The following is a 25,970-nucleotide window of genomic DNA, read 5'->3' on the forward strand; positions in this document are numbered from 1 at the left end:
CCACCGGCCTACAGCTTTTCGCGGCCAAGCCGCAATTCGCGGACGGTGACAATTCTGATTGTCGTCTATGCTGCACTGCTTAGCCTGATCATCCTATTTGATGCGGCATGGTGGCTGATTGGCCTCATGGCGCTGACCACGCTTCCGGCGATCTGGGATGTGTTTTCGGATTCCACTGCCGGGCTGGAATTGAATGGGACCGACCTGCGCTGGTTTTCCGGTAAGCGTGACGGCCATTTGCCGCTTGGCGATATCGACTATTTCCGTTTTGACACACGCTGGGATTTCTCGGTGCGTGTGTCCGCCGTTCTGACCAACGGAAAAAAAGTGCGACTGCCCGATGAATCCGTGCCAGCACATCGCTTGTTTGAAAACACACTGACCGAACGAGGTTTCAGGGTGGAACGCCACCACTTCAGAATTTTTTGAAACCCATCCGCTCATGCCACATTTCACCTACCTGTGAACGTATAAGACCCCGGCGAGGCCTTGAATTGGCCGCAATAATTCGTCAAACCGATACACAGTTGTTACGAGTTCAAATCGGTCCGATTTACGTTATGTTCAGTGTTTTCAGGGCATTCGCCCAATCATTTTCGGGTTTTAATCACCGGCGCGCATCCCGAGCGCCGCTTCCAAACAGAGATTTTCCGCGCGCGATAAACGCCGAGGACAGACTGATCATTCCGGTTGCCAAACTTGGTGCTGGTGATCTGATCGGGCGTTCAGCCATGGAGCATGGACGCCATCTGGCCCGGCAGGAGTTGTGGAAAGAACTGGCCGATGAAATGCGTTCGGCCGACAGAGCACGCAAAACGTCACCGGATGGATTGCCGGTTGCCGACCTCATGGCCTTTGGTGCCCGGTCGGATGTGGTGTTTGCCGTCGAACATGCCCTGTCCGAAGGCAATAGCCCGCCGGCGGACACGGTAGATGGAGGCATAGCGGAACTTGAAAACGTTTTGTCCGAATACCGGGATGACCCAATGATCGGGCTGATCGTGGCGCTGGCCCATATCGATCTGGCCTGGGCCTGGCGCGGCACCGGATGGGAAACGATCATGCCCGAAATCAACCGAACCCGGTGCGCCGCCCACTTTGACCGTGCCGCCGAGATTCTTCCGGTCTGCAGGACGGCCGCACCTGACAGCCCCGCCGTGGCGTCGGCATGTTGCGCGTTGCTGGCGGGACAGCGGACACAAGGTATCCGCGTTGCAGATGAATACGAGCGACTGATTTCGCTCGACCCGCACAACTACCGTAACATGCGTGCCATGGGGAACCATCTGTTGCCACGCTGGTTTGGCAGCTACGAAGAACTGGAGCTTCAGGCCCTGCGCAATGCGTCAATCACCCAAAACATCTGGGGCGCGGGCGGGTACACCTGGGTTCAGTTTGATGCCATCGCACTTGATGAAGAGGCCTGCGCCCGCGTGGACGTCGAGTTCTTTCTGGAAGGTCTGCGCGACATCGTACAGCGCCGCCCGGATCAGGAGATGGTCAACCTGTTGGCCGCCTACTGCTCGATCACGCTGCAGAACGGTCTGGGCTTCCACGAAGAGGCCGATCTTGCGCGGGTTCAAATCTGCGAGGCCACAAACTGGCTGATCCGCGATCACCTGACCGAACTGCATCCCCTGATCTGGGCGCATGCGGCGGACGGTTTCGACAATGGTGTCCGCATCAACTCCCCCGACCGTTTTGCCGCCCGTGGACGCCACGACGCGTTACGGGTCATCACCAACCTGTTCCGTGACGAACTTGGGCGCGGCCAACGCATTACCTTTACGCCTTCGGGGCCACGTTTCAGCCCGAACTGATTGGGAAAAGGTCTGACCGGATCTGCGATCCGGTTGTGCGGAACGGCCTGATGTCATCGGTTTATTTCAACCCTGCAAAGGCTCATTGCCCCTTGCCCCCTCGCTCGTGCAGGAATAATACGCAGGCCTAGACTTCTGCGGATAAGAGGCGCGCCATGCTCGACCTGACCTATGAAATGCCCAAACCCAAGACAATTGCCGGTGCCAAGCACGACTGGGAACTGGTAATCGGGATGGAGGTGCATGCGCAGGTCTCGTCCAATGCCAAGCTGTTCTCGGGCGCGTCGACCCAATTCGGGGCCGAGCCGAATTCGAACGTGGCTTTCGTGGATGCGGCGATGCCGGGAATGTTGCCGGTGATCAACGAGTTCTGCGTGGAACAGGCGGTGCGGACCGGGCTGGGCCTGAAGGCCGATATCAACCTGAAATCGGCGTTCGACCGCAAGAACTATTTCTATCCCGACCTGCCGCAGGGCTATCAGATTTCCCAGCTTTATCAACCAATTGTGGGTGAAGGCGAAGTTCTGGTCGAGATGGGTGACGGCACTGCACGCATGGTGCGGATCGAACGCATCCATATGGAGCAGGACGCGGGTAAATCGATCCACGACATGGACCCGCATATGTCCTTTGTCGACCTGAACCGGACCGGTGTCTGCCTGATGGAGATCGTCAGCCGCCCCGACATTCGCGGGCCGGAAGAGGCCGCTGCCTATATCGCCAAGCTACGCCAGATCATGCGATATCTGGGCACCTGCGATGGCAACATGCAGAACGGCAACCTGCGGGCGGACGTGAACGTCTCGATCTGTTTGCCGGGTGCGTATGAGAAGTATCAGGAAACACAGGACTTTTCGCATCTGGGTACGCGCTGCGAGATCAAAAACATGAACTCGATGCGCTTTATCCAGCAAGCGATCGAGGTCGAAGCCCGCCGCCAGATTGCCATCGTCGAAGGTGGTGGCAAGGTCGATCAGGAAACCCGCCTGTACGACCCGGACAAGGGCGAAACCCGCTCGATGCGGTCCAAGGAAGAAGCGCACGATTACCGCTATTTCCCCGATCCCGACCTGCTGCCGCTGGAGATCGAGCAGGCGTGGGTGGACGATATCGCCGCCAAGCTTCCCGAACTGCCGGACGATAAAAAAGCACGTTTTATCAGCGAGTTCGGTCTGACGGACTATGATGCATCGGTGCTGACCGCCGAGGTGGAATCGGCCGCCTATTTCGAAGACGTGGCCAAAGGGCGCAACGGCAAGCTGGCCGCGAACTGGGTCATCAACGAGCTGTTCGGCCGTCTGAAGAAAGAAGATCACGACATCACCGAGTCTCCGGTTTCTCCGGCGCAGCTAGGCGGGATCATCGACCTGATTTCCTCGGACGCCATCTCGGGCAAGATCGCCAAGGATCTGTTCGAAATCGTCTATACCGAAGGTGGTGATCCGGCGCAGATCGTCGAGGAACGCGGTATGAAACAGGTGACGGATACCGGCGCCATCGAGGCCGCACTGGACGAGATCATCGCCGCCAATCCGGCACAGGTCGAAAAGGCCAGGGTGAACCCGAAATTGGCAGGATGGTTCGTCGGTCAGGTGATGAAGGCGACCGGTGGCAAGGCCAACCCCAAGGCGGTCAACGAACTGGTCAGTTCCAAGCTGAGCCTCTGAATCTTTCGGTTTGTACAGGCCGGACGGCAGGGTTTGTCCGGTTTGTACAAAACTGAAATTTCCCTTTTCTTAACATTTCAGGGGTCAGGCCGCGTGCTTGACACCGGGAATGTTTGCGCTCTTTCTTCCGTGCCAGAGAGGTGAGGTATCATGCAGAACAGATTTGATCAGGAGCTTGAAGACCGGCTTGTCCGATATGCGGCAATCGACAGTCAGAGCGACGAGAATTCACCAACGACCCCCAGCACGGAAATTCAGTTCGACGTGTTGAACCTGCTCAGACAGGAATTGGTCGAGATCGGTGCGCAGGATGTTGAAGTGACCGATGACAGCGTCGTCGTGGCGACCATTCCGGGCACCGCGCCCGGCCCGACCATCGGCTTTCTGGCACATGTGGATACCGCACCGCAGTTCAACGCAACCGGCGTCAAGCCGCGCGTGATCAAGGGATATAATGGCGGCGAGATCACCTTTCCGGATGATCCGTCACTGGTGTTGTCGCCGGACGAGCATCCCTATCTGGCCAGCAAGGTGGGGCATGATCTGATCACAGCCTCGGGCACGACGCTGCTGGGGGCCGATGACAAGGCGGGGGTGTCGATCATCATGACGATGGCGCGGCATCTGCTGACGAATACGGACATCGCCCACGGGCCGATTCGCATTGCCTTTACCCCGGATGAAGAGATCGGGCGCGGTGTTAGTGAAAAGCTGCCCGGCGATCTTGGCGCCGATTTTGCCTATACGCTGGATGGTCAGGAAGTGGGCGAGATCGAGTATGAGAGCTTTTCGGCGGATCGTGCCGTCATAAAGATCGTGGGTGTGTCGATCCATCCCGGTCTGGCCAAGGACAAGATGGTCAATGCCGCGCATCTGGCGTCAAAAATCGTCCAGACGTTGCCGCAGGCGACCATGACCCCCGAAGTGACGGACGACCGCGAGGGGTTCATTCATGTGACGGATATGAATGGCGGTTCCTCGGAGATGGAAATCAAGTTGATCCTGCGGGATTTCGAACTGGACGGGTTGGAGTCCAAGGGCGATCTGGTGCGGCAGGTCTGCGCGGCCGTTCAGGCCTCGGAGCTGCGGGCCTCGGTCAGTTGCGAAATTTACCCGCAATACCGCAACATGCGGTACTGGCTGGAAAAGGACATGACGCCCGTCGAACTGGCGCGCAAGGCCTGCCATGGCCTTGGCATCGAGCCAATCTCGGTCCCGATCCGGGGCGGCACTGACGGGTCGCGCCTGACGGAATTCGGCACCCCCTGCCCCAACATTTTCACCGGGATGCAGTGCATTCACGGGCCGTTGGAGTGGGTCTCGGTTCAGGATATGGCCGTGGCGACCGAAATGTGCCTGTCGGTCGCAGCGCTGGCAGTGGGTGAGGTTGAGGGCAACAGTCGGGGCTGAATTTCGCCACCCGGCGAACACCTCTTTTCCCCAACGGGCAACATGGTAAGTTGCCCGCAAATTGCTTTTAGGAACCGTTGATGCAGCGCTACGAATACAAGGTTGTCCCCGCACCGCAAAAAGGCACCAAGGCCAAGGGCACGAAAACGCCCGAGGGACGGTTTGCACTGTCGGTCGAACAGATGCTGAACAAGATGGGTCAGGACGGCTGGGAATATCAGCGGGCCGAACTGCTGCCCAGCGAGGAACGCACCGGTCTGACAGGATCGACCGTGAACTGGCGCAACGTACTGGTATTCCGCCGCGCGCTTGAAAGCGCTGCACCCGCCATTGCCGTGCCGATCGACGAGGCGGCAGCCGCGCCGCAGGCGCGGCCGGTTCCCGGCCCCGCCGAGGTTCTGGCCCCCGCCCCTATCGCTGAAGAACCCAAAGACCCGCCGCTGTCGCTGAAAACGGAAGACGGCGAAGGCGATCAGGAGTCGGACAAGGACAAAACGCCACAGTCCTGACTGGATCAGATTGACGGGCGCCCCGTGGGGCGCCTGATCAGCGGGCTACAGCCTTTCCTGATAGCCCGCATGCGTTGACGTGAGACGCCGCCTTAGCACTTGAACAGGTATTCGAACCGGTCACCGCCACTCAGCGACGGTTGCGCGGAATGAAAGATCGCGCTTGGACAAACTTCCTGTGCCTGCTCGACCATGCGCTGTGTGGGTTTGGCAACCTTGCCGTGTTTTTTCGGACCGACAATCATCACCTCACCGGCGCCTGCACTGGTGACAACCCCGGGTGTGTCGTCGGAGACCGAGGCGCATGCGGCAAGCAGCGGGATCAGCGGCAAAAGCAAAGAAATTCTCATGGGATGTGTTCACCAGACAAAAAGGGACATTAACGAGGAGCGCGAAACAGGCGGCACCTGCGCGATGTTCCATACCAGCAAAGGTTGAAAAGGCCAATCAGCGTTGCATCGGGTTCCTGCCAACGTCGCCGCACCGCGACACTTATGCGTCAATATCCAGCGCCAGCGCGTGGATACGCGGCACGATATCCCCCAATGCGGCGTGCACCGCGCGGTGACGAGCGACGCGGGACTGGCCCTGAAACGCAGCGGCGCGGATACGGACGTTGAAGTGGCTTTCGCCGCCATCCCGGTACCCGGCATGGCCGCGGTGGCTTTCGCTGTCATCGACAACCTCAAGCTCGCGTGGGTTGAACGCCGTTTGCAGGCATTCGCGGATTTCTTCAGTAACGCTCATTTTTCTGCTCAGCGACAAAAATTTTACCGCTGCCCTCTTCTACTTTCGGCCACTTAGATTAAACTGCTGCCTCCGAGTCGGAAAGACGCGTTCGTGAGGATGAGCATATGGTGAAATCAGACCCCTTCGGATTCGATATGTCCGTATCCAGCGCCAAAAAGAAAAACCCGCGCGGGCGTCGGGGCATGTCGGGCGCGTCGGAGACGTCAGTGCGAATCTGCGACCACGAAGGATGCGAAGAGGCGGGCAAGTTCCGTGCGCCCAAGGCGCCGGACGTTCTGGATGATTTCTTCTGGTTCTGCCAGCAGCACGTCCGGGAATATAACCAGAAGTGGAACTTCTTCGACGGCACCACCGAGGCCGAGCTGAACGCGCAGCGGTCAAAGGACAAGGTGTGGGAGCGTGAGACCAAGCCGATGGGCGATCCCGAGGCGCGGGCCTGGGCGCGGCTGGGCATCGAGGACCCGCATCAGGTGCTGGGCGAGAACGCGACCAAAAATCCGGGCCGCGCGAATACGGGCGGGCGCCGCCTGCCGCCGACCGAGCGCCGCGCCGTCGAAATTCTTGAAGCGCAGGACAGCTGGTCCAAGGCCGAGGTGCGCAAGGCCTACAAGAAGCTGATCAAGGTGCTGCACCCGGATATGAACGGGGGCGACCGCAGCCAGGAAGAACAGCTGCAGGAAGTCGTCTGGGCCTGGGATCAGATCAAGGACAGCCGGAACTTCAAGTAACCGGTTCTGCAGGCATTTTCGCTTTGGTCACCGCCCCGATTCCGAATTTGTTTCGGGTGCGGTCTGAACGTGTTACAGTATGGCATTGATTGAGTGAGTTGTTGGAACTCGCGTTGCGCCCAGCATTGAGTGGGTCGTTTTTTGTTTGTGTATTGGGGGAACGGCTGCCATGGGCAAAACCGTTTCATTACCGGGTCCGGGCGTTGCCCTTTCAGCAGATCAGGATATCGGCCTGTTCCTGGGGTCGGACCCGGCGAAGCTCAGGTATCTTGAAGTTGCCCCCATTCATCTCGGACAGGAAACGGGGGCGGCATCGCCCGGAACGGTCGGTGTGGGCCTTATTGATACGGGCGTGAACCCCGATCACCCTCAGCTTGCCGGTAAAATTGCGGAAATGGTCAGCTTTACGGACGCCCCGCCCGAAGACCGCTTTGGGCATGGCACCGGTGTGGCGATTGTTCTGGCGGCCTATGCTTCGATTCGGGTCGTTTCAGCCAATGTCATGGATATGGACTTTGGCCTGCGCGTCGACCCGGTGATCAGCGCGATTGACTGGTTGGTCCGGGAACAGAAGGTTTTTACGATCAATATTTCACTGGGTTTCCCGCCGGAAACAGATGGCGCATCTGACATTTGCCGGAAAATCAGCGAGCTGCGCGCCGAGGGTTATGACTTTAACATTTCCGCTGCCGCTGGGAACAGTGGCCCGGATCAGGCAATGCTGCCGGCGGCATGCGAAGAAGGCGTGATCGCCGTGGCCTCGCCCGAAGCGACATCCGGCAAGGGTGACGTGATCGCACCTTTGCCCAAAATCATGAATCGGGAGGCGTATCTCAGGAACTCCGTTCAAGCCCCCATCAACAACCGGGATTACGAGGCCGCCTACCCGATCCTTGAGGAACTGGCGAAGCTGGCGCCGCAGGATGGGCAGGTACACTATGCTTTTGCAGTCGCCGCTTTTTCCATCGGGCAAACGCCAACCGCGCGTGATGCGGAACAAACCACGGTCGAGCTGGTGCCCGATCTTGCGGATGCCCTGTGGCTGCTGGCGCTTGCCGAGGCAAACCTTAGCCGATCTACCGAGGCCAAAGCGGCGCTGGAGCAACTGCTGGGGATTGCCCCGGAATTTCCGAACGCAGCCGCACTGTTGGAGCTGCTCAGGAGCGAGCCTGTGGATCTGCCGGGTGCATTGCGTGTTTTCTTTTCGTCTGTGAGTGAGGAATGATCAAGTTGCCCGACTTTTCTCTGCCCGAAGCGTGGCCTTACGGTCTGAGGCTGTTCATGTATGCCAGCGCGGTACTTTGGATTGCCGCATATGGTTATCTCAAGGCGTTTCCACCCAAGGTCACGGCGCCCGCAGTATCTTTGGATTTTACCGAGTTTCGCGAGGTGGGTCCGGGCAATGCAAACACCGGAATCGGTTTTGTTCTGACCGTCATCAACAACACCGACAAGACAGAGCAAATCACCAATCTTGAGCTTGCCTGGTATGAGGACAAGGAGCCTGAAGGCGGGTTTCTCAGCAACAAAGGCATCGACGCGACCTATCGGATCAGCGCCACCGAAGACGGAATGGTGGCCACATCGGGCGACGGCGCGCCCCTGCCCGTTGAGCTGACAATCAACAAGCCCTATGCCAATTCCAGCTTTCTCAAGGTGGACATCCCAACGGCGGAACGTCTTAAAGATACGGAAAGCACCCGGTTCTTTGTCATCTTCGAAGATCGCTCTTTTCTGAGCGAAGACCTTAAGAAGACCCGCGCCCGCCTTACGTTTTCAAATGGAGCAGTTGCCGAGCGCGAATTGGTTCTGAGATAGCGTAAGACCGCCAAGAGACTTCAGAGACACGAATTTTTACAAGGGCGGTCACAACGCGCAGACCGCCCTTGTAAGTGTATCTGGCCGCCTAGCCTCCCTGATTGCGCTGGAGTGATTCCAGAACCTGATCGATCGAGAAGCTGGCCGGTTTCTGCCTTGGCGGATAATCCTCGAAGGTTCCGAGGAACTGCGCGACAAAAGCCTGCGCAGGAACCAGCAGATAGGTGCGGTCCAGCCGCCATTTCGGATATCCGATGGATTCGTGTTCGGCACGTTCGAACGGATCGGAATAGAGGTCGATGATTTTCGGCAGACGCAGGAAGGTCAGCGGCTCTTGCCAGACGTCGAACCCGTGGGCGCGCTGCTCGGCAAAGACGACCTTCCACCGATTATAGCGCAGGTTCACCAGATCGCCGCCGTCAGAGAAATAGAGGAACTCGTGACGCGGGCCTTCCTCGGCTTCGCCTTTGAAATATGGCAGGAAATTATAGCCGTCGAGGTGAACGGGTTCGTTGGCCTCGCCAAACGGAGCCTCGGTCAGCATGGCTTCTTTCATGTTCGCGTCGCCCAGCGCCGCCATGAAGGTCGGGAACCAGTCCAGATGGCTGATGACCTCGTTCGATTTGCGCCCCGGCTCGATGACACCGGGCCATTTCAGAAGCAGCGGAACACGATAGCCGCCTTCCCAGTTATCGTTCTTTTCACCCCGGAACGGGGTGGTGCCACCGTCGGGCCAGCTGAACACCTCGGCCCCGTTGTCGGTTGAATACATGACGACCGTGTTGTCGGCGATGCCAAGCTCATCCAGCTTGTCCAGCATCTGACCGACCATCTTGTCATGTTCGACCATGCCATCGGGATAGACGCCCAGACCGGTCACGCCCTGACTTTCCTCTTTCAGGTGGGTGAATATGTGCATCCGGGTGGTGTTGTACCACAGGAAGAACGGCTTATCCTGTTCGGCCGCCCTGTCGATGAAGTCGAGCGCACCTGCGGTCACTTCCTCGTCGATGGTCTCCATCCGCTTGCGGGTCAGCGGGCCGGTATCTTCGATATTGCCATCGGAACTGGACTTGATGACACCGCGCGGGCCGAAGTTTTCGCGGAATTCGGGGTTCTTGGGATAGTCGACATTTTCCGGCTCTTCCTCGGCATTGAGGTGGTAAAGGTTGCCAAAGAATTCATCAAAGCCGTGATTGGTCGGCAGATGTTCATCCCGGTCGCCAAGGTGGTTTTTACCATACTGGCCAGTCATGTAGCCCTTGGACTTCATGTATTCGGCTATGGTGGGATCCTTCTCGCTCATCCCCTCCTTAGCGCCGGGCAGTCCGACCTTGAGAAGGCCTGTCCGAAATCCGGACTGGCCGGTGATAAAGCTGGCGCGGCCCGCGGTGCAGGATTGTTCGCCATAGGCATGGGTGAACAACATCCCCTCGTTGGCGATGCGGTCGATATTGGGGGTTTCATACCCCATCATGCCCTGATTGTAGGCGCTGACATTCCAATAGCCGATGTCATCCCCCCAGATGATCAGGAAGTTCAGCGGCTTTTCCTGAGCAACCGCCGGCAGGGCCAGACCGACCCCCAAAATCCCAGCGGCAATGAGGTGTTTCATATTACCGAAATTCGACATTTCTTTCCCTCAATTGTTGCCTTGAAAATACGGCCTCAGGCCAGGCGCCAATGCGCGCGCGGGGCCGAGACCGCCGCCAGTATAACCTGAAATCACACAGTGTTTGTTAAGTTTGGTGAAAAGCCGGACTTAGCTCTTTTGACGAATGGCGGCATTGAGCCTTTAGTTATCCATGCCTCAAGGCGATCAGAATCTATCGAACCGGGGAAGACATTCATTGAGACTGATACACTCTGAGCTAGTTGTAACACGCGTTGGACATAACATGTGGGAGTGGATCTCTCATGGGCTCGAAGGGAGCAAATTATGACGACACCAAAGAATTCACGCCGCAGCTTGCTTGCTGGAATTGCAGGTCTGGTCGGAAGTAGCACCCTGGCAGGCAAGGCTGCTGCCGCTGCCCTGACCCCACGCGCCGCAGAAGGGCCGTTCTATCCAAAACCCAACATGCGAATGCCTGATATCGACAATGACCTAGTGAAAATTGCAGGTCAGGTTAAGAAAGCTGGCGGCGAAATCTTTATGCTGCGTGGCACCATCGTGGATCGCAACGGGCGACCGTCTGTCGGATACCGTATCGAGATCTGGCAATGCGACGTGAACGGCAAGTATCTGCATCCGGGCGATAATCGCGACGTTCCGTATGACCGCGCCTTTCAGGGTTTTGGCCATGACATTACGGACGAGTCAGGTAGCTATGTGTTTCGCACGATTAAACCGGTGATCTATCCGGGACGCACCCCGCACATTCACGTAAAGGTATTTGACGGTAATCGCGAAATTCTGACCACCCAGTTCTATATCAAAGATGATCCAAACAATGCGCGCGACGGGCTGTTCAATCGCATGTCTGACGTAGAAGCCGACACGGTGTCGATGGATTTTGTCAAAGGCGACACCGGTCTCGAAGCGACCATCAACATCGTGATTTAAAGACCGCATTTTTCGGATGAATTTGGCCCTGATTGTGCGCGTGGTGGGATTTCGTGCCAACGCGTACCGGGCCGGCCAATAGGGCCAGTTTCAAAGAAACGTCTTGTCACGTGGCGGAGCACGCGGCTTTCCCTTGCCCTTACCCGCAATATGTTGCACCACACACGGGTTCAAACCCGGCGACCGGGGCAAAGGATAAGGACGAGGCGAATGGCTGACGGATCGATCGACATCAACGCAAAACCCACCGAAGAGATCTCGGTTCGTGACGTGTTCGGAATCGACACCGACATGGCCGTCAAAGGCTTTGCCGAGGCCAGCGACCGCGTACCGGCGATCGACCACACCTATAAGTTCGACCCAGAAACCACGCTGGCGATTCTGGCAGGCTTTGCCCATAACCGCCGGGTGATGATTCAGGGCTATCACGGCACCGGTAAGTCGACCCATATCGAACAGGTCGCCGCCCGTCTGAACTGGCCCGCTGTGCGTGTCAATCTGGACAGCCATATCAGCCGGATCGACCTGATCGGCAAGGACGCGATCAAACTGCGCGATGGCAAGCAGGTCACCGAATTCCACGAGGGCATCCTGCCCTGGGCGCTGCGCAACCCCGTTGCCATCGTGTTCGACGAATACGACGCGGGCCGCGCGGATGTGATGTTCGTGATCCAGCGTGTGCTGGAGCATGACGGCAAGCTGACCCTGCTGGATCAGAACGAGATCATCACGCCGAACCCCAACTTCCGCCTGTTCGCTACGGCCAACACCGTTGGTCTGGGCGACACCACCGGGCTGTATCATGGCACGCAACAGATCAACCAGGCGCAGATGGACCGCTGGTCGCTGGTCTCGACGCTGAACTACCTGAGCCACGATGCCGAAACGATGATCGTTCTGTCGAAGGCGCCGCATTACAACACCGAGAAGGGCCGCAAGCAGGTCAGCCAGATGGTCACCGTCGCCGACCTGACCCGAACCGCCTTCATGAACGGCGATCTGTCGACGGTGATGAGCCCCCGGACCGTGATCAACTGGGCCCAGAACGCCGAGATTTTCCGCGATGTGGGCTATGCCTTCCGCCTGTCCTTCCTGAACAAGTGCGACGAGCTTGAGCGCCAGACAGTGGCCGAGTTCTATCAGCGCTGTTTCGATGAGGAACTGCCGGAGAGCGCGGCCAGCGCCAGCTTGGGGTAATTGAGGTACCGCCATGCACATCGGATTGATTGGCGGGATCGGGGTTGCAGCAACTGTAGTCTATTACCAGAGGCTAAGCGCAGCTGTTTCTGCGCGCGGCACTCCGTTGGAACTTACGATCGTCCACGCGGATGTGCAGGAGTTGATACGCAACAATCTGGCGGATGAGCGTGACGCGCAGGCCGAGGTCTATGCCGGACTGATTGATCGGCTTGGCGCTGCCGGGGCGGATTGCGTGGCGATCACCTCTCTGGGGGGACACTTTTGTTACGATGAGACAGTGAAGCGTTCTTCACTGCCCCTCGTTTCAGCCGTTAAACCTCTGGACACATATTTTGCCTCTCGTGGTTTCGGGACTGTGGGGCTGCTGGGAACACGCGTTGTCATGCGAACAAAACTTTATGGCCAGCTTTCGTTGACCCGCGCGGTGGCCTTGGAAAACGAGATTGAGACGTTGGGGCAGACCTATCAGGACATGGCCGTTGCCGGGCATTGCTCCGATCAGGATCGCACTCGGTTCTTGGACGCTGGTCGCCGCATGGTCGGTGATCTGGGCGCCAATGCAGTTGTGCTGGCCGGAACCGATCTGAATTTGGCCTTTGACGGGCAAGACCCGGGCTATACTGTGGTGGATGCGCTGGATGTGCATGTGGACGTGCTGGCACGTCTTGCAAGTGATGAAATGACGCTTGAAGAAGCGGGGGCCGACTGATGAGCAAACCAAACGACAACCCCGCCGATCCGTTCAAGAAGGCCTTGGCCGAGGCCACCAAGGTGATGGCCGACGATCCTGAACTGTCGGTGAGCTATACGGTCGATCCGTCGGGCGTGTCGGGGGACTCGATGCGGTTGCCTCAGGTCAGCCGCCGGATGACGCGCGAAGAGGTTCTGCTGGCGCGGGGCACGGCGGATGCGCTGGCGCTGCAGCGCAAGTACCACGACGATGCGACACACGCGCGCTATGCGCCGCCGGGCGACATGGCCCGCGATCTGTATGAGGCGATGGAGACTGCGCGGTGCGAGGCGATGGGTGCGCGGGATATGCCCGGCACGGCCAGCAACATCGACGTCAAGATCAGCCATGAGGCCATCCGGCGCGGCTACGACCAGTGCAAACAGCCGGCCGATACGCCCCTGCCCGTGGCGGCGGGCTATTTGATCCGGCATCTGGCCACGGGGCGCGATCTGCCGCCCGCGGCCGAGAATGTCATGAACCTGTGGCGCGGGTTCATCGAGGAACAGGCCGGGGGCGTACTGGAGAACCTTGATGAGGTGCTCTCGGACCAGGCCGAATTCGCCAAGTTCGCGCGGCAGATGATCAAGGATCTGGGATACGGCGATCAGCTGGGCGAAGACCCGGATGAGCTGGACGAAGATCAGGAAGATCAGGCCGAGGACGATGCCGAGGAACAGCCCGATCCCGACAGCACTGGGCAGGACGATCAGGACGAACAGGACGCCGACGCCAATCCCGAACAGACGCAGGAAGAACAGCAGGATCAGTCTCAGGCACAGGTCTCGATGGACGAGATGGCCGAGGATGAGATGGGCGATGAGGCCGAGATGCCCGATGGTGAAGCGCCGCTGGAGCCACCTGCCCCGCCACCGGCATCCGACGCCGATCCGGATTACAAGGTTTACCTGAACACCAATGACGAAGAGATTGCCGCCGAGGATCTGGCGGAACCCGCCGAGCTGGAGCGGCTGCGCGCCTATCTGGATCAGCAGCTTGAGCCGTTGAAAGGCGCAGTCAGCCGTCTGGCCAACAAATTGCAGCGCCGCCTGCAGGCACAGCAGAACCGCAGCTGGGAGTTTGACCGCGAGGAAGGCATTCTGGATGCGGGCCGTCTGGCGCGGGTGGTGGCGAACCCGACCACTCCGCTGAGCTTCAAGGTCGAGAAGGATACCGAGTTCCGCGATACGGTGGTGACGCTGCTGCTGGACAACTCGGGCTCCATGCGCGGGCGTCCGATTTCGATTGCAGCGATCTGTGCCGATGTTCTTGCGCGGACGCTAGAGCGCTGCAACGTGAAGGTCGAGATTCTGGGCTTTACCACCCGCGCCTGGAAAGGCGGGCTGGCGCGCGAGGCGTGGCTGAACGATGGCCGCCCGCAGCAGCCCGGCCGTCTGAACGATCTGCGCCACATCATCTACAAGGGTGCGGATGCGCCATGGCGACGCGCCCGGCCCAATCTGGGTCTGATGATGAAAGAAGGCCTGCTGAAGGAAAACATCGACGGCGAGGCGCTGGAATGGGCACACCGCCGGATGCTGGCACGGCGTGAGGCGCGCAAGATTCTGATGGTGATCTCGGATGGGGCGCCGGTCGATGATTCAACTCTCAGCGTTAACCCCGCGAATTATCTGGAAAAACATCTGCGCGACGTGATCGCGATGGTCGAACGGCGCAAGATGGTCGAACTGCTGGCCATCGGCATCGGTCACGACGTGACACGGTATTACGACCGCGCTGTGACGATCACGGATGTGGAACAGCTGGCGGGTGCGATGACCGAGCAACTGGCGGCCCTGTTCGACAGCGACCCGCGTGCGCGGGCCCGGGTCATGGGGATGAAGCGGGCGAGTTAAACCCGTTGACCCCGCCCGGTCGGGCGGAATAGCATCCTCAGCAACCCGCCCCACATGATCGGTCCGGTACCTTTTCCGATTCGGGCGAGGTTTACGTTGTGCCTGTGCCTGACGGCGGTGTGGCGCAGCAATGCGGTGTCGAAGGGCGGCATCATTGGTATCTCCTGTCTGTTGCATCCAATTTGGCAACAGCGTCGCCCCCTCGCTTGAAGACCATCCTGAGAAATCCCCGAGAAACCTTTGGGAAAGCCATTGAACCTTGTGGCCCCAATCGAAACGGAGTGTATTCGGCCCATGCGCTATGAGTTTGCAGATTGTGTTCTGGACGTGGAGCGGCACGTGCTGCTGCGCGGTGGTCAGCCCGTTCCGGTTGAGCCGCAGGTCTTTGATCTGCTGGAGCTACTTGCCGAAAGTCCCGGCAAACTGGTCGCGCGCGAGGAAATTATCGCGCGTGTCTGGAACGGGCGTTTTGTCTCGGAATCGACGATCAGTGCGCGGATCGCTGCGGCCCGCAAGGCTGTGGGCGATGACGGCAAGGCACAGCGGATCATACGTACGATTGTGCGGCGTGGTCTGCAGATGGCGGCGGAAGTTAGTTGTGAAAGCAAACCGACGTCGGGCGAGGACAGGCACACTCAACAGTTGCGATATGCGCGGGGTGGCGATGGCCGGGCAATTCCCTATACACTCTTCGGGGAAGGGTTGCCGGTTTTACGCATCGGGTCAGTCGTGCACGATCTGGAGGCTGAATGGCGACTGCCATCCGAGCGCACACGGTTGGTGGATATAGCGAGCACATTCTGTCTGCTGCGGTACAACAAAGATCACAGGATGAGTTCAGATACAGACCATCAGGCTGTGTATGATCACAGAATGGACGAAATCCTAACCGTTACGGAGGCTGCAGGCTTTGACCGTTTTGCAATTATAGGCGAACTCGGCGGGACGTTTCCTGCCATGCATTTTGCGGCGCGATACCCCGAACGGGTCAGCAAGCTGGTGATAGCCGGTGGCTGGGCCGAAGGACGGGATCATCGCACCGACACGAAGGAACCCGACTCGATCCGCACACTGATTGCCGAAGGCTGGCAGACACCGGGCAGTGGTTATGCGATGGGGTCCATCCTCAGTTATTTTCCGGACGGTCCGCTGGATACTGTCAGGCGCATAGTAAGCGAGATGCAGTCGCTTTATTCACGTGAACAAAAGCTACTGTACCGTGACATCGCCAACAGCGCTTCGGTTCTGGGCCTTTTGCCAAAAGTGCAGTGCCCCACTCTGGTTTTGCACGGGCGGCACGCCACCGTTCATCCACTGTCCGAGGCGCGGAAGCTGGCGGCAGGCATCCCCGACGCGTCTTTGGTGATTTTGGAATGCGCCAACCAAATTCCACTGCCGGGGAATGACGCCTACGACACCTATATACAAACATTGCAGGCGTTTCTGGCCGGGGAAACGTGACCCGACACGTATGGACATTTGGCGCGCGTCACCGCACTTTTCGCCCCGACAGGACACAAGCAAGGGGCCATCATGTTCCAGACTTTCGACGTAACCGCTCGCCCGGAACAGGGTCCCCCCCGGCTGGCCGCATTGCGCGCCGAGATGGCGCAGGAGGGGTTGGACGGGTTTCTGATCCCGCGGGCGGATGCGCATCAGGGGGAATATGTTGCGCCGCGGGATGATCGTCTGGCGTGGTTGACCGGATTTACGGGCTCAGCCGGGTTTTGCGTGGCGCTGGCGGATGTTGCGGGCGTGTTCATCGACGGTCGCTATCGCACGCAGGTCAAGGCGCAGGTCGCAGAGGATTACACGCCGGTTCCCTGGCCGGATGTAAGCCTGACCGCGTGGCTGAAAGAACAGTTGCCTGATGGTGGGCGCGTTGGCTTTGATCCGTGGTTGCATCCGGCGGGTCAGATCAAAAGCGCGCTCAAGGAACTAAAAGGCAGCGGCATCGAACTGGTGCGCTGTGACAACCTGGTGGACCGTATCTGGAAAGATCAGCCCCCTGCCCCGATGAACCCGGTCACGGCCCATCCGATTGAATTTGCCGGTGAAAGCGCCGAGAGCAAAATCAGCAGGCTGGCCGAGGACCTGCACGAGGCTGGATGCAGCGCTGCAGTAATCACCCTGCCGGATTCGATCATGTGGTTGCTGAGCATTCGCGGATCGGACATCGCCCGCAACCCGGTCGCGCATGGCTTTGCCATTCTGCACAGCGATGGCCGGGTCGATCTGTTCATGGCGGCGGAAAAACTGGCCGGGCTTGGGGATCATCTGGGGCTGCGGGTCGCGCAGCACTCTGTCGACGCGTTTCTGGACGCGGTCGGCAGGCTGCAGGGACAGGTTCAGGTCGATCCGGGCTCGGTCCCGCAGGTGGTGGCGGATGTGCTGGGCGAACGGATGGTTGATGGCGGTGATCCCTGCGCTTTGCCCAAAGCCTGCAAGAACGAGGCCGAGATCGCGGGCAGTGCCGAAGCGCATCTGCGTGACGCGGTGGCGGTGGTGGAGCTGCTGTGCTGGCTGGATGGGCAGGCACCGGGCAGCATCACCGAGACGCAAGTGGTGACTCGGTTGGAGGAATACCGCCGCCGGGACAACGCGCTGCAGGAAATCTCGTTCGATACGATTGCCGGGACGGGGCCGAACGGCGCGATCATGCACTACCGGGTGACCGAGGAAACGGACAGCCGGCTGGAGAACGGGCATTTGCTGGTTCTGGACAGTGGCGGTCAGTATCTGGATGGCACCACCGACATCACCCGCACAATCGCCATCGGCGAGGTCGGGGAAGAAGAGCGGACCTGTTTCACCCGTGTCCTCAAGGGCATGATCGCGATGTCGATGCTGCGTTGGCCGGTCGGGCTGGCGGGGCGTGACATTGAATGCGTTGCGCGCGTGCCGTTGTGGCAGGCCGGGCAGGATTTCAACCACGGGGTCGGCCATGGCGTCGGCGCCTATCTGAGCGTCCATGAAGGTCCGCAGCGCCTATCTAGGGTCAGCCATGTGCCGCTTGAACCGGGCATGATCCTGTCGAACGAGCCGGGATATTATCGTGAAGGGGCATTTGGTATCCGCATCGAAAATCTGGTGGTCGTCGAAGAGGCCCCGACCCTGCCCGGCGGAGACGATGAACGGGCGATGCTGCGCTGGCGCACGCTGACCTTTGCCCCCATCGACCGCCGCCTGATCGCTGTCGATATGCTGACGCGCGAAGAACGCGACTGGCTGAACGCTTATCATCGCGACGTCGCGGAAAAAGTCGGTCCAAGGCTGGGCACTGACGCGAGACTGTGGTTGGATACCGCAACTGAGCCGGTGTGACACCGGTCTGTTACATAATAAGGGCTAAGGAGAGGCCCTGAAACGACGAGGGAGGAGTGGGAATGTCCGATCACATCACGATCCGCAAAGCATCCGGCAAATGGAGCGTCCGTTCGGGCGGTGCAATTCTGGGCGAAACAACCGCCGCGCTGGAACTGCTCGAAGGCGATCTGGATCCGGTGATCTATTTCCCGCGCGCGGATATCGCGATGGCCTTTCTGGACCGTTCCGACAAGGTGACCCACTGCCCGCACAAGGGGGATGCAACGCATTTCTCGATCGTCAACAAATCCTCCACCACCGAAAATGCGGTTTGGAGCTATGAAGAGCCGATCCCCGCTGTGGCCGAAATCAAGGGCTATCTGGCGTTTTACACCGGGGATTCGGTGAAAGTGGAACAACTGTAGCCACACGCTCCGGCGCCACGCATTTCCGGCATTCAGGTGTTTCCGGCGCGCAGCCGAAGAAACGCGGAAAGTCTTTCGATCAGAGCGGCAGTTCTGTCCGCCCACCCGTACGCGGGTGTGGCTTGTTTGCGCTCGGCCGTCTGTCTTTGGAACTGTCTGAAGTTTTCCCGATCCCGATCCGTTGGCCGCCCGTCGGGTGCGTATTGCGCACAAGCCCGGAGAAGGTCGGGTGATGTATGTTGTAACATGTCGGACATCCTTCCAGGTGATCTATTCACAAGAAATAGCAATTCTGCGCCCATCATGCTAAGCAACTAATATTCTCAGATGATATCTGGAGTATCATATTGAATATCGACTGGAGAGCTTTGCCATCGCTGTCTTCGCTGCGCGCATTTGAACTGACGGCGCGTGGTGGCAACTTTGCCTCGGCAGCCAGAGAGCTGAACGTCACCCATGCAGCGATTGCGCAAAGGGTGCGGTCGTTGGAGGCTGAGCTTGGGGTCGCGCTGGTTCGGCGTTCGGGGCGAAGCGTTGCTTTGACCGATGCGGGCACACAGCTTGCCGGGCACTTATCCGAAGGCTTCGGGACGATTGCGTCCGGAGTTCAGGAACTGCGTCAGGATCAGAACAAACAGCCGGTTCAGATCGCTGCGACGGTTTTTATCTCACAAGCCGTGATCCTGCCGAGGTTGGTTGATTTCTGGCAGCTGCACCCGGACATTCAAGTCTCGATCCTACCTTCGCAAGAGGTCGTGGACATAACCGCGATGGGATTTGATATGGGCATTCGTGCAACCCCTGACGAGCCCGACTGGCCCGGGTTGAATGCCGAACCCCTGCTTGAAAGCGAGGTGATCGCAGTGGGCGCACCGTCCATGGTCAACGAGGACATGCCCCCGCTGGATCAGTTACCGTGGATCTGGTCAAAGGGCATCGAACATGAAGAACGGGCCGTTCAGAGCTTTGGTCTGGATACGAGCAAACTCAGGAATGTCGATCTGGGCGTTCCTTTCCTGCAGCTTTCGCTGGCACGGCAGGGATTGGGTATCTCGTTTGCGACCGAGGTTCTTGTGCGCGACGATCTGGCATCGGGTGAACTTTGCCGGGTTCCCGTGCCTTCCACCTGCAATGTCACCTACTATGCCGTAACCCCCACAGGTCCGGTACGACCGCAGGCCGCCACGTTCATCAAGTGGCTGAAGGCAGAACTGCACGGGTAGGTTGACCGCCGCGATGCTGCGCGGTTTGGGAAAGCGGTTTCAGAGTTTTTGCAGATAGTGCCACGACACGTAGCCCTTGAGCGCCCGCGTTTCCCTGAGCGACACTTTACACCATTCGTTGCTGCCGATTTGCTGGCATTCGTGCAGCTTGAGAACAGCGCCGTTGGGCAGGCCGACAATGACCCTGTACCCGGTTCCCGGCCCTGAACGCAGTTTGAGCATGTCACCGTCTTCGACGCCGACGACCTCATAAAATCCACTGGGGCCCGCTTGTGCATGATCGGTGCCCGCAACCGCCCAGAATGCTGCCGCCGCGAACATGGTAAAGACGATTTTTGGCATCGTTCTCTCCTGCTTTCTGCCTCTGGTACAGCTTATCGCGCTTTGTGTCTGATTTGAATCGGAATGCGCATCGGGCAGTTGCGGATTGTTGCACTGGTCACAGTCATCGCGCGCCGGCGGTGTGGTTCGCAATCCGGCATTGTTACGAATGCTCCTCGGCCGCTGTTGCCGCCAGTGCACGGTTGTAAGCCTTGAGCGCGTCGATGTGATAGAGCGCACCCACGGGTGTCTCCGATCCGTCCTCTTCAACGATGACGACAGGGATGCAGGGGATGTCATCGCGATCGAAATAGGGCATCGCAGCCTCAAGCGTGGCGCTGGCCTGAACGCAGAGCCCCTGTTCGATCAGTTCCAGCGCCTGTTCCTTGTCGATTGAGCGCGCATCACCCAGCGGCCGCATCACGGCACCGGCGCGCATCATCGCCAGCAAATAGGCCTGCGGACCGGCGGCAAGGTGAACGTGACGGCGTTCAAGCTGGGTCAGGAAGAAGGACCGGTCCACAAGGCGCGAGGCAAGAGCCGTGGACATCGAAACCGAGACCATCACCGCCAGCCCGATCTGCCAGTCGCCGGTCAGTTCAAAGACGATCAGCGTGGTTGAAATCGGGGCGCCCAGGACCGCTGCGGCGACGGCGCCCATTCCGGCAAAGGCGTAAAGTGTATGGGTGCCGGACACATCCGGCAGCAGGCCCGTGGCGATCAGGCCAAAGGCCAGACCGGTCAGCGCGCCGATCATCAGCGACGGAGAAAACACGCCGCCGCCCATGCGCCCGCCCATGGTGATCGCCAAGGCCACCGTTTTTATGGCGGCATAGAGGATCGCCGTGGACAGCAGCAAATCACCGCTGAGGGCGCGGGTCGTGGTTTCATACCCTACGCCGATAATATGCGGAAACCAGATGGCCAGCAGGCCCAGCATCGCACCGGAAACCGCCGGGCGCAGCCAGCGCGGAAGGGACAGGCGATTCTGAATGTGGGTTCCGATATCCTCGGCAAAAAAGATCGACCGCATCAGCAAAAGCGAGACCAGACCGCAGATAAGACCCAACAGCAGGAAGGCAGGCAATTCGACGTAGAACTGCAGCGACCCTGGAGTTTTAAGCGTGAATTCGGTGACATCGCCGTATTCCAGCCGGTTGATCACCGTACCCGCGACCGAGGCGATCACGATGGGCGCAAAGGCGTGTACCGCAAAGTGGCGCAGCACAACTTCGAGCGCAAAAAGCGCCCCGGCGATCGGGGCGTTGAAGCTGGCGGAAACAGCGGCTGCGACGGCGCAGCCCAACAGGTCGCGCCCGGTGATGCCGTCGGCGTTGATCCTTTGGCTGACCCAGGTTGAGATTACGCCCGCCATATGAACCACCGGACCTTCTCGCCCCGTGGACCCGCCTGAACTGAGCGTGATCAGCGAGGCGAACATCGAGGCGATCCCCGCCTTTGTTTCGACCCGCCCGTCCGTCAGGGCCGCGCCTTCGATCACATCCGCGACCGAGCGCACACGCCCGTCATCGGTGAACCGGTGCAGGATGAACCCGACCACAAGCCCGCCGACTATCGGGATGATAAGCACCCAGAACCAATGCAGGCTGGAGGCAAAGGTGTGCAGGAACAGAATATCTTCGGTGCCATAAATCCGGGCCTGAAGCGCCGCGATGCCTTTGCGGAACAACAGGGCGGCAAATCCGGCCGCAATACCGATGGCCAGGGCGATGAACCAGAACTGGATCTGGCTGGGCCCACGGCGACGCATTACCCGCCACGCATCCTTGAGCGCCGCGATGGCCTGAGAAAGCTGGTTGCGTAATACGGTTCGGGTTGACTGGGTCATCTGGCCACTTGGGTCATGTCCTGACCATTAGTAAGCCACGCGCAGAGCATAGAAAAGTCGGTTCACGACACTGTGCCCCAAGCGTTGCGGCAAGATCGCGGATCAGGCGTCCAGCAAAGCGCGAGCGGCGGCGCGGGCTTCGTCGGTGATCGTGTCGCCCGCGACCATGCGCGCAATTTCGTCTACCCGTTCGTCCGAGGATAGCGGGATCACCGATGACAGTGTTTGCCCGTCGGCCACCATCTTTTGCACGCGCCAATGATGGGACGCGCGGGCGGCAACCTGCGGCGAGTGGGTGACAACCAGCACCTGACCGCCCTGCGCCAGCGACGCCAGACGCCGCCCGACGGCATCAGCAGTCGCACCACCGACACCGCGGTCAATTTCGTCAAAGATCATCGTGCGCCCGCTGTCATCGCCACTGAGGCAGACCTTGAGCGCCAGCAGAAAGCGGCTGAGTTCACCACCCGAGGCGATCTTGCTGAGCGGACCGGCGGGAGCGCCGGGATTGGTAGCGACCGTGAAAGCCACCATGTCGTGCCCATCGGGCCCCGGTTCGGACGGGGTGATGTGGGTCTCGAACACCGCGCGTTCCATCTTGAGCGGAGCAAGCTCGGCCATGACGGCCTGATCCAGCTTTCCGGCTGCTTTGCGCCGCGCGGTGCTGAGGATGGAGGCAGCGGCCTCATAATCCGCTTCGGCAGCGACCAGTGCGGCGTGCTGATCCGCCAGATCGGATTCACCCGCGTCCAGCTGTTTCAGCCGTTGGCCCAAAGTTTCGGCAAAATTGCCCAGATCATCGGGGGCCACGTCATGTTTGCGGGCCAGCGCGCGGATGGCGAACAGGCGCTCTTCTGCGGCTTCCAGTTCGGCGGGATTGAAATCCAGCGCCTCAAGGCAGGCGTTGACACCATCCTGCGCCTCACCCAGTTCGATGAGAGCGCGGCCAAGGGCGGCAATCGGCTCTTCCAGCTGGCCGCCTGCGTTGTCGGACACTCCTTCAAGCCAGCGCACCGCGTCGCCCATTGCCCCTTCGGCCCCTTCTGCCCCCAACAGGGCAAAGGCGCGGGCCACGTCATCGCGGATGCGTTCGGCCCCCTGCATCATGCGGCGGCGGGCGTCGAGTTCGGCATCCTCGCCCGGTTGCGGATCAAGCTTGTCCAGCTCGGCCACGGCGTGGCGCAGGAAATCTTCCTCGGCGCGTACGGCAGCCAAAGCGGTTTCGGTATCTGTTAGCGCCTTGCGCTTGCGCGACATGTCGGCCCATGCGGCGCGGGTCGCGGTCAGTTGCGCATCAACGTCTGCGTAGGCATCCAGAATCGCGCGATGTCCACGAGGGTTCAGCAGGCCGCGGTCATCGTGCTGGCCGTGCAGTTCGATCAGGGTTTCGGACAGCGCCCGCAATACCTCGCCCGAACAGCGTCGGTCGTTGACCCAAGCCGTCTTTCGCCCGTCCGAAGTGTTGACCCGGCGCAGGATCAACTCCTCACCACCGGGCAATCCGGCCTCGTCCAGAATCGCGTGGGCAGCATGGTTGGGGGACAGTTCGAATTCGGCCACCACCTCGCCCTGCGAGGCCCCCTGCCGGACCAGTTCGGCGCGACCGCGCCAGCCCAGAACGAATCCCAGCGAATCCAGCAGAATGGATTTGCCCGCGCCGGTTTCACCGGTCAGCACATTCAGCCCCGGCTGGAACGAAAGCTCCATCCGGTCGATGATCAGCATATCGCGGATATCAAGGGCACGCAGCATCGGGTGTCACCGTCCGAGGCCAGTTCGCATCGCGCTTACAACCACTGGCCCTTGATCGACTGGCGGTAAATCTGGCTGAGCCAGTTGTCGCCACGGTCCTTGAGTTCCAGCCCACGCGACGTCAGCAGTTTGTAGCTGCTGTCATACCAATCGGACGACTGGTAGTTGTAACCCAGAATAGCCCCCGCCGATTGCGCCTCTTCAACAAGGCCGAGGGACAGATACGCCTCGACCAGACGGTGCAGCGCCTCGGCTGTATGAGAGGTGGTCTGGAAATCCTCGACCACGACGCGGAAACGGTTAATCGCGGCGGTGTAGTGTTTCTTGCGCAGGTAGTAGCGCCCGATCTCCATCTCTTTACCGGCCAGATGGTCAAAGGCCAGATCGAATTTCAGGATCGCGGATGTTGCGTATTCGCTGTCGGGATAAACCTCGATCACCGTGCGCAGTGCCTGCAGCGCCTGGAAGGTCAGGCCCTGGTCGCGCCCGACCTCGTCGATCTGGTCATAATAGCTGAGCGCCAGAAGATACTGGGCATAGGCCGCGTCCTCATCGGTCGGATAGAAGTCGATGTAGCGCTGCGCGGCACCCCGGCTTTCTTCGTAGTTCTTGTCGGAGTGATAGGAAAACGCCTGCATGATCAGGGCACGCTTGGCCCAGTCGGAATAGGGATACAGACGCTCAACCTCGGAAAAATACCACGCGGCGTTGTCCGCGTTGCTTTGCGACAGCTCGTATTCGCCACGGGTGAAAATCTGTTCAGGCGTGTAACCTTCGAGGTTCTGATTCCGGTCTACCCTGCTGCCACCGAACAGCCCGCCGCTGCACGCTGCCAAAGTGGCTGTCAGAAGAATCGCGCCCGCAAGCCTGACTGCCGCTTTGCTGCCAACCATACCGCCCATCCTTGTCGTCTTCTCTCGTGGGGTCGCCCCGGATTGGGCTTCGGTCTAGCACATAAAATTCCGGTGCAAAACGCCTTATCGGCATTGTGACCGAATTGCTGACCGAGTTCCGGTCAGATCAGGCAACTTCGGGAATTTCGTTCCAAATCAGCCCCTGTCCCGGCAGAAGTTCGGTCTGTTCCGGTGAACACAGGACCGGACGCACGGCACCCGGCGTTTCAAACAGCTTGCGCAGCAGGGTGTTGGTCATCGAATGACCGGACTTTTCCCCGACGAAGTGGCCGAGAATCGGGCCGCCCGCCAGATAAAGATCACCCAGTGCGTCCAGCATCTTGTGGCGAACGGCTTCGTCCTTGTGGCGGAACCCGCCCGGCGTCAGCACAAGTTCACCATCGACGACGACGGCGTTGTCCAGCGTACCGCCCAGGGCAAGGCCGTTTTCGCGCATCGCTTCGACATCCGAGCGCAGGCAGAATGTGCGGGAATCGGAAAGTTCGCGAGCGAATGAGCCGTTGCGCATGTCCAGCGTCATGGTCTGGCTGCCGATGGCCGCATCGTCAAAGTCGATGTGGAATTCGATTTCCAACCGGTCAGAGGGCCGGATCGAGGCGCGTGCGCCTTCGCGTTCCACAGTCACTTCCTTGAGGATTTCATACGCCAGAACCGGGCTGGCCTGACGGCGCACACCCTTGGCCATGATGCCACGGACAAAATCAACCGATGAACCGTCCATGATCGGAACTTCGGGGCCGTCGATCTCGATCAGGGCGTTGTGGACGCCACATCCGGCGAGCGCGGCCATGATATGTTCGATGGTCGACACAGACACGCCCGCATCATTGACCAAACGGGTGCACAAAGGCGTCCGCTCGACGATGTCATAGATGGCGGGGATCATCGCATTGCCAAGCTCAATATCCGTGCGCTTGAACCAGATTCCGTGACCGGCAGCAGCCGGGTGCAGAACCATGGTTGCGGGTTTACCGCTGTGCAGTCCAATGCCTTTGAACGCGACCGGAGCTTTGAGCGTATGTTGCAATGTGGGCCTCTGTGAGCAGTGTCCGGCCTCTGCGGGCCGTGTTGGCACTGAGTTAAGCGAGAGACAGTCAAGGCTCAATTCACTCTTTGTAACCGAATG

The 25,970-nt window shown here is 59.6% G+C and carries 25 protein-coding genes; 16 read left to right on the forward strand and 9 right to left on the reverse strand.

Going from position 1 to position 25,970, the window contains the following annotated elements; translation table 11 throughout:
- The first annotated feature begins 45 nt into the window (after positions 1–45).
- The 5 genes from ACR0D6_RS02240 to ACR0D6_RS02260 all read left to right on the forward strand — a co-directional run bounded on the left by ACR0D6_RS02240 (position 46) and on the right by ACR0D6_RS02260 (position 5,406).
- Entirely contained in the window at positions 46–429 is a 384-nt protein-coding gene (locus ACR0D6_RS02240; RefSeq protein ID WP_480764308.1) for a hypothetical protein, read from the forward strand.
- A gap of 302 nt (positions 430–731) precedes the next feature.
- Positions 732–1,820: a hypothetical protein gene (locus ACR0D6_RS02245; RefSeq protein ID WP_480764309.1), complete on the forward strand. Its 1,089-nt coding sequence runs from the start codon at positions 732–734 to the stop codon at positions 1,818–1,820.
- Between the two features lie 155 nt (positions 1,821–1,975).
- Positions 1,976–3,487, forward strand: coding sequence for an Asp-tRNA(Asn)/Glu-tRNA(Gln) amidotransferase subunit GatB (gatB, locus tag ACR0D6_RS02250; protein ID WP_170650730.1), 1,512 nt, complete (start codon positions 1,976–1,978; stop codon positions 3,485–3,487).
- Between the two features lie 150 nt (positions 3,488–3,637).
- Positions 3,638–4,897: a peptidase T gene (gene pepT, locus ACR0D6_RS02255; protein ID WP_480764310.1), complete on the forward strand. Its 1,260-nt coding sequence runs from the start codon at positions 3,638–3,640 to the stop codon at positions 4,895–4,897.
- Positions 4,898–4,977: 80 nt separating this feature from the next.
- On the forward strand, positions 4,978–5,406 hold the full coding sequence (locus tag ACR0D6_RS02260) for a DUF4177 domain-containing protein (RefSeq protein WP_480764311.1): 429 nt from the start codon (positions 4,978–4,980) through the stop codon (positions 5,404–5,406).
- A gap of 92 nt (positions 5,407–5,498) precedes the next feature.
- On the opposite strand, the gene ACR0D6_RS02265 is transcribed toward ACR0D6_RS02260, so the two are convergent.
- Together ACR0D6_RS02265 and ACR0D6_RS02270 are read right to left on the reverse strand one after the other, a co-directional pair.
- Positions 5,499–5,756, reverse strand: coding sequence for a hypothetical protein (locus tag ACR0D6_RS02265; RefSeq protein WP_480764312.1), 258 nt, complete (start codon positions 5,754–5,756; stop codon positions 5,499–5,501).
- Between the two features lie 142 nt (positions 5,757–5,898).
- A complete protein-coding gene (locus ACR0D6_RS02270; RefSeq protein ID WP_170650734.1) occupies positions 5,899–6,153 on the reverse strand; it encodes a BolA family protein in 255 nt (84 codons plus the stop codon).
- A 107-nt stretch (positions 6,154–6,260) separates the two neighbouring features.
- Here ACR0D6_RS02270 and ACR0D6_RS02275 point away from each other — a divergent pair, with 107 nt between their 5' ends.
- From ACR0D6_RS02275 to ACR0D6_RS02285, 3 genes are all read left to right on the forward strand, one after another.
- A complete protein-coding gene (locus tag ACR0D6_RS02275; protein ID WP_170650735.1) occupies positions 6,261–6,884 on the forward strand; it encodes a DnaJ domain-containing protein in 624 nt (207 codons plus the stop codon).
- A gap of 169 nt (positions 6,885–7,053) precedes the next feature.
- A complete protein-coding gene (locus ACR0D6_RS02280; RefSeq protein ID WP_480764313.1) occupies positions 7,054–8,109 on the forward strand; it encodes a tetratricopeptide repeat protein in 1,056 nt (351 codons plus the stop codon).
- A complete protein-coding gene (locus ACR0D6_RS02285; protein ID WP_480764314.1) occupies positions 8,106–8,702 on the forward strand; it encodes a hypothetical protein in 597 nt (198 codons plus the stop codon). Before ACR0D6_RS02280 ends, ACR0D6_RS02285 begins: the two co-directional genes overlap by 4 nt.
- Before the next feature lie 88 nt (positions 8,703–8,790).
- Here the strand turns inward: ACR0D6_RS02285 and ACR0D6_RS02290 are convergent, their stop codons facing one another.
- Positions 8,791–10,317: an arylsulfatase gene (locus ACR0D6_RS02290; RefSeq protein ID WP_480764315.1), complete on the reverse strand. Its 1,527-nt coding sequence runs from the start codon at positions 10,315–10,317 to the stop codon at positions 8,791–8,793.
- Between the two features lie 324 nt (positions 10,318–10,641).
- On the opposite strand from ACR0D6_RS02290, the gene ACR0D6_RS02295 reads away from it, so the two are divergent.
- From ACR0D6_RS02295 to cobT, 4 genes are all read left to right on the forward strand, one after another.
- Entirely contained in the window at positions 10,642–11,268 is a 627-nt protein-coding gene (locus tag ACR0D6_RS02295) for a dioxygenase family protein (RefSeq protein ID WP_480764316.1), read from the forward strand.
- A 210-nt stretch (positions 11,269–11,478) separates the two neighbouring features.
- Positions 11,479–12,465 (forward strand): cobaltochelatase subunit CobS, encoded by a 987-nt coding sequence (cobS, locus tag ACR0D6_RS02300; RefSeq protein ID WP_170650740.1) that lies wholly within the window; start codon positions 11,479–11,481, stop codon positions 12,463–12,465.
- Between the two features lie 13 nt (positions 12,466–12,478).
- Positions 12,479–13,177 carry an aspartate/glutamate racemase family protein gene (locus ACR0D6_RS02305; protein WP_480764317.1) on the forward strand — a complete coding sequence of 233 codons (699 nt, stop codon included), beginning with the start codon at positions 12,479–12,481 and terminating at the stop codon, positions 13,175–13,177.
- The gene (gene cobT, locus ACR0D6_RS02310; protein WP_170650742.1) at positions 13,177–15,054 is read left to right on the forward strand and encodes a cobaltochelatase subunit CobT; all 1,878 of its coding nucleotides are present in this window, start codon (positions 13,177–13,179) and stop codon (positions 15,052–15,054) included. The genes ACR0D6_RS02305 and cobT overlap by 1 nt, the downstream gene beginning before the upstream one ends.
- Here cobT and ACR0D6_RS02315 read toward each other — a convergent pair.
- The gene (locus ACR0D6_RS02315) at positions 15,051–15,209 is read right to left on the reverse strand and encodes a hypothetical protein (RefSeq protein WP_170650743.1); all 159 of its coding nucleotides are present in this window, start codon (positions 15,207–15,209) and stop codon (positions 15,051–15,053) included. The genes cobT and ACR0D6_RS02315 overlap by 4 nt on opposite strands.
- Positions 15,210–15,348: 139 nt before the next feature.
- Here ACR0D6_RS02315 and ACR0D6_RS02320 point away from each other — a divergent pair, with 139 nt between their 5' ends.
- From ACR0D6_RS02320 to ACR0D6_RS02335, 4 genes are all read left to right on the forward strand, one after another.
- Positions 15,349–16,515, forward strand: coding sequence for an alpha/beta hydrolase (locus tag ACR0D6_RS02320; RefSeq protein ID WP_480764318.1), 1,167 nt, complete (start codon positions 15,349–15,351; stop codon positions 16,513–16,515).
- Between the two features lie 72 nt (positions 16,516–16,587).
- Entirely contained in the window at positions 16,588–18,378 is a 1,791-nt protein-coding gene (locus ACR0D6_RS02325) for an aminopeptidase P family protein (protein WP_480764319.1), read from the forward strand.
- A 62-nt stretch (positions 18,379–18,440) separates the two neighbouring features.
- The gene (locus ACR0D6_RS02330; protein WP_170650746.1) at positions 18,441–18,785 is read left to right on the forward strand and encodes a DUF427 domain-containing protein; all 345 of its coding nucleotides are present in this window, start codon (positions 18,441–18,443) and stop codon (positions 18,783–18,785) included.
- Between the two features lie 347 nt (positions 18,786–19,132).
- Positions 19,133–20,008, forward strand: a complete 876-nt coding sequence (locus ACR0D6_RS02335; RefSeq protein WP_170650747.1) for a LysR substrate-binding domain-containing protein — start codon at positions 19,133–19,135, stop codon at positions 20,006–20,008.
- A 39-nt stretch (positions 20,009–20,047) separates the two neighbouring features.
- Here the strand turns inward: ACR0D6_RS02335 and ACR0D6_RS02340 are convergent, their stop codons facing one another.
- The 5 genes from ACR0D6_RS02340 to lpxC form a co-directional block, all read right to left on the reverse strand.
- Positions 20,048–20,350, reverse strand: a complete 303-nt coding sequence (locus ACR0D6_RS02340) for an SH3 domain-containing protein (protein ID WP_480448883.1) — start codon at positions 20,348–20,350, stop codon at positions 20,048–20,050.
- A 142-nt stretch (positions 20,351–20,492) separates the two neighbouring features.
- Positions 20,493–22,178 (reverse strand): chloride channel protein, encoded by a 1,686-nt coding sequence (locus ACR0D6_RS02345; protein WP_170650749.1) that lies wholly within the window; start codon positions 22,176–22,178, stop codon positions 20,493–20,495.
- Positions 22,179–22,280: 102 nt separating this feature from the next.
- Positions 22,281–23,930, reverse strand: a complete 1,650-nt coding sequence (recN, locus tag ACR0D6_RS02350; protein ID WP_480764320.1) for a DNA repair protein RecN — start codon at positions 23,928–23,930, stop codon at positions 22,281–22,283.
- A 35-nt stretch (positions 23,931–23,965) separates the two neighbouring features.
- On the reverse strand, positions 23,966–24,823 hold the full coding sequence (locus ACR0D6_RS02355; RefSeq protein ID WP_480764321.1) for an outer membrane protein assembly factor BamD: 858 nt from the start codon (positions 24,821–24,823) through the stop codon (positions 23,966–23,968).
- A gap of 127 nt (positions 24,824–24,950) precedes the next feature.
- Positions 24,951–25,871, reverse strand: coding sequence for a UDP-3-O-acyl-N-acetylglucosamine deacetylase (gene lpxC, locus ACR0D6_RS02360; protein ID WP_480764322.1), 921 nt, complete (start codon positions 25,869–25,871; stop codon positions 24,951–24,953).
- Positions 25,872–25,970 lie beyond the last annotated feature (99 nt).

The organism is Ruegeria sp. BJ6 (genome assembly GCF_056537885.1).

What these genes read in the sequence shown, in the direction of transcription:
- ACR0D6_RS02245 (WP_480764309.1), top strand. Translation starts at nt 732, where the DNA reads ATGGAGCATGGACGCCATCTGGCCCGGCAGGAGTTGTGGAAAGAACTG.
- gatB (WP_170650730.1), top strand. Translation starts at nt 1,976, where the DNA reads ATGCTCGACCTGACCTATGAAATGCCCAAACCCAAGACAATTGCCGGT.
- pepT (WP_480764310.1), top strand. Translation starts at nt 3,638, where the DNA reads ATGCAGAACAGATTTGATCAGGAGCTTGAAGACCGGCTTGTCCGATAT.
- ACR0D6_RS02260 (WP_480764311.1), top strand. Translation starts at nt 4,978, where the DNA reads ATGCAGCGCTACGAATACAAGGTTGTCCCCGCACCGCAAAAAGGCACC.
- ACR0D6_RS02265 (WP_480764312.1), bottom strand. Translation starts at nt 5,756, where the DNA reads ATGAGAATTTCTTTGCTTTTGCCGCTGATCCCGCTGCTTGCCGCATGC.
- ACR0D6_RS02270 (WP_170650734.1), bottom strand. Translation starts at nt 6,153, where the DNA reads ATGAGCGTTACTGAAGAAATCCGCGAATGCCTGCAAACGGCGTTCAAC.
- ACR0D6_RS02275 (WP_170650735.1), top strand. Translation starts at nt 6,261, where the DNA reads ATGGTGAAATCAGACCCCTTCGGATTCGATATGTCCGTATCCAGCGCC.
- ACR0D6_RS02280 (WP_480764313.1), top strand. Translation starts at nt 7,054, where the DNA reads ATGGGCAAAACCGTTTCATTACCGGGTCCGGGCGTTGCCCTTTCAGCA.
- ACR0D6_RS02285 (WP_480764314.1), top strand. Translation starts at nt 8,106, where the DNA reads ATGATCAAGTTGCCCGACTTTTCTCTGCCCGAAGCGTGGCCTTACGGT.
- ACR0D6_RS02290 (WP_480764315.1), bottom strand. Translation starts at nt 10,317, where the DNA reads ATGAAACACCTCATTGCCGCTGGGATTTTGGGGGTCGGTCTGGCCCTG.
- ACR0D6_RS02295 (WP_480764316.1), top strand. Translation starts at nt 10,642, where the DNA reads ATGACGACACCAAAGAATTCACGCCGCAGCTTGCTTGCTGGAATTGCA.
- cobS (WP_170650740.1), top strand. Translation starts at nt 11,479, where the DNA reads ATGGCTGACGGATCGATCGACATCAACGCAAAACCCACCGAAGAGATC.
- ACR0D6_RS02305 (WP_480764317.1), top strand. Translation starts at nt 12,479, where the DNA reads ATGCACATCGGATTGATTGGCGGGATCGGGGTTGCAGCAACTGTAGTC.
- cobT (WP_170650742.1), top strand. Translation starts at nt 13,177, where the DNA reads ATGAGCAAACCAAACGACAACCCCGCCGATCCGTTCAAGAAGGCCTTG.
- ACR0D6_RS02315 (WP_170650743.1), bottom strand. Translation starts at nt 15,209, where the DNA reads ATGATGCCGCCCTTCGACACCGCATTGCTGCGCCACACCGCCGTCAGG.
- ACR0D6_RS02320 (WP_480764318.1), top strand. Translation starts at nt 15,349, where the DNA reads ATGCGCTATGAGTTTGCAGATTGTGTTCTGGACGTGGAGCGGCACGTG.
- ACR0D6_RS02325 (WP_480764319.1), top strand. Translation starts at nt 16,588, where the DNA reads ATGTTCCAGACTTTCGACGTAACCGCTCGCCCGGAACAGGGTCCCCCC.
- ACR0D6_RS02330 (WP_170650746.1), top strand. Translation starts at nt 18,441, where the DNA reads ATGTCCGATCACATCACGATCCGCAAAGCATCCGGCAAATGGAGCGTC.
- ACR0D6_RS02340 (WP_480448883.1), bottom strand. Translation starts at nt 20,350, where the DNA reads ATGCCAAAAATCGTCTTTACCATGTTCGCGGCGGCAGCATTCTGGGCG.
- ACR0D6_RS02345 (WP_170650749.1), bottom strand. Translation starts at nt 22,178, where the DNA reads ATGACCCAGTCAACCCGAACCGTATTACGCAACCAGCTTTCTCAGGCC.
- recN (WP_480764320.1), bottom strand. Translation starts at nt 23,930, where the DNA reads ATGCTGCGTGCCCTTGATATCCGCGATATGCTGATCATCGACCGGATG.
- ACR0D6_RS02355 (WP_480764321.1), bottom strand. Translation starts at nt 24,823, where the DNA reads ATGGTTGGCAGCAAAGCGGCAGTCAGGCTTGCGGGCGCGATTCTTCTG.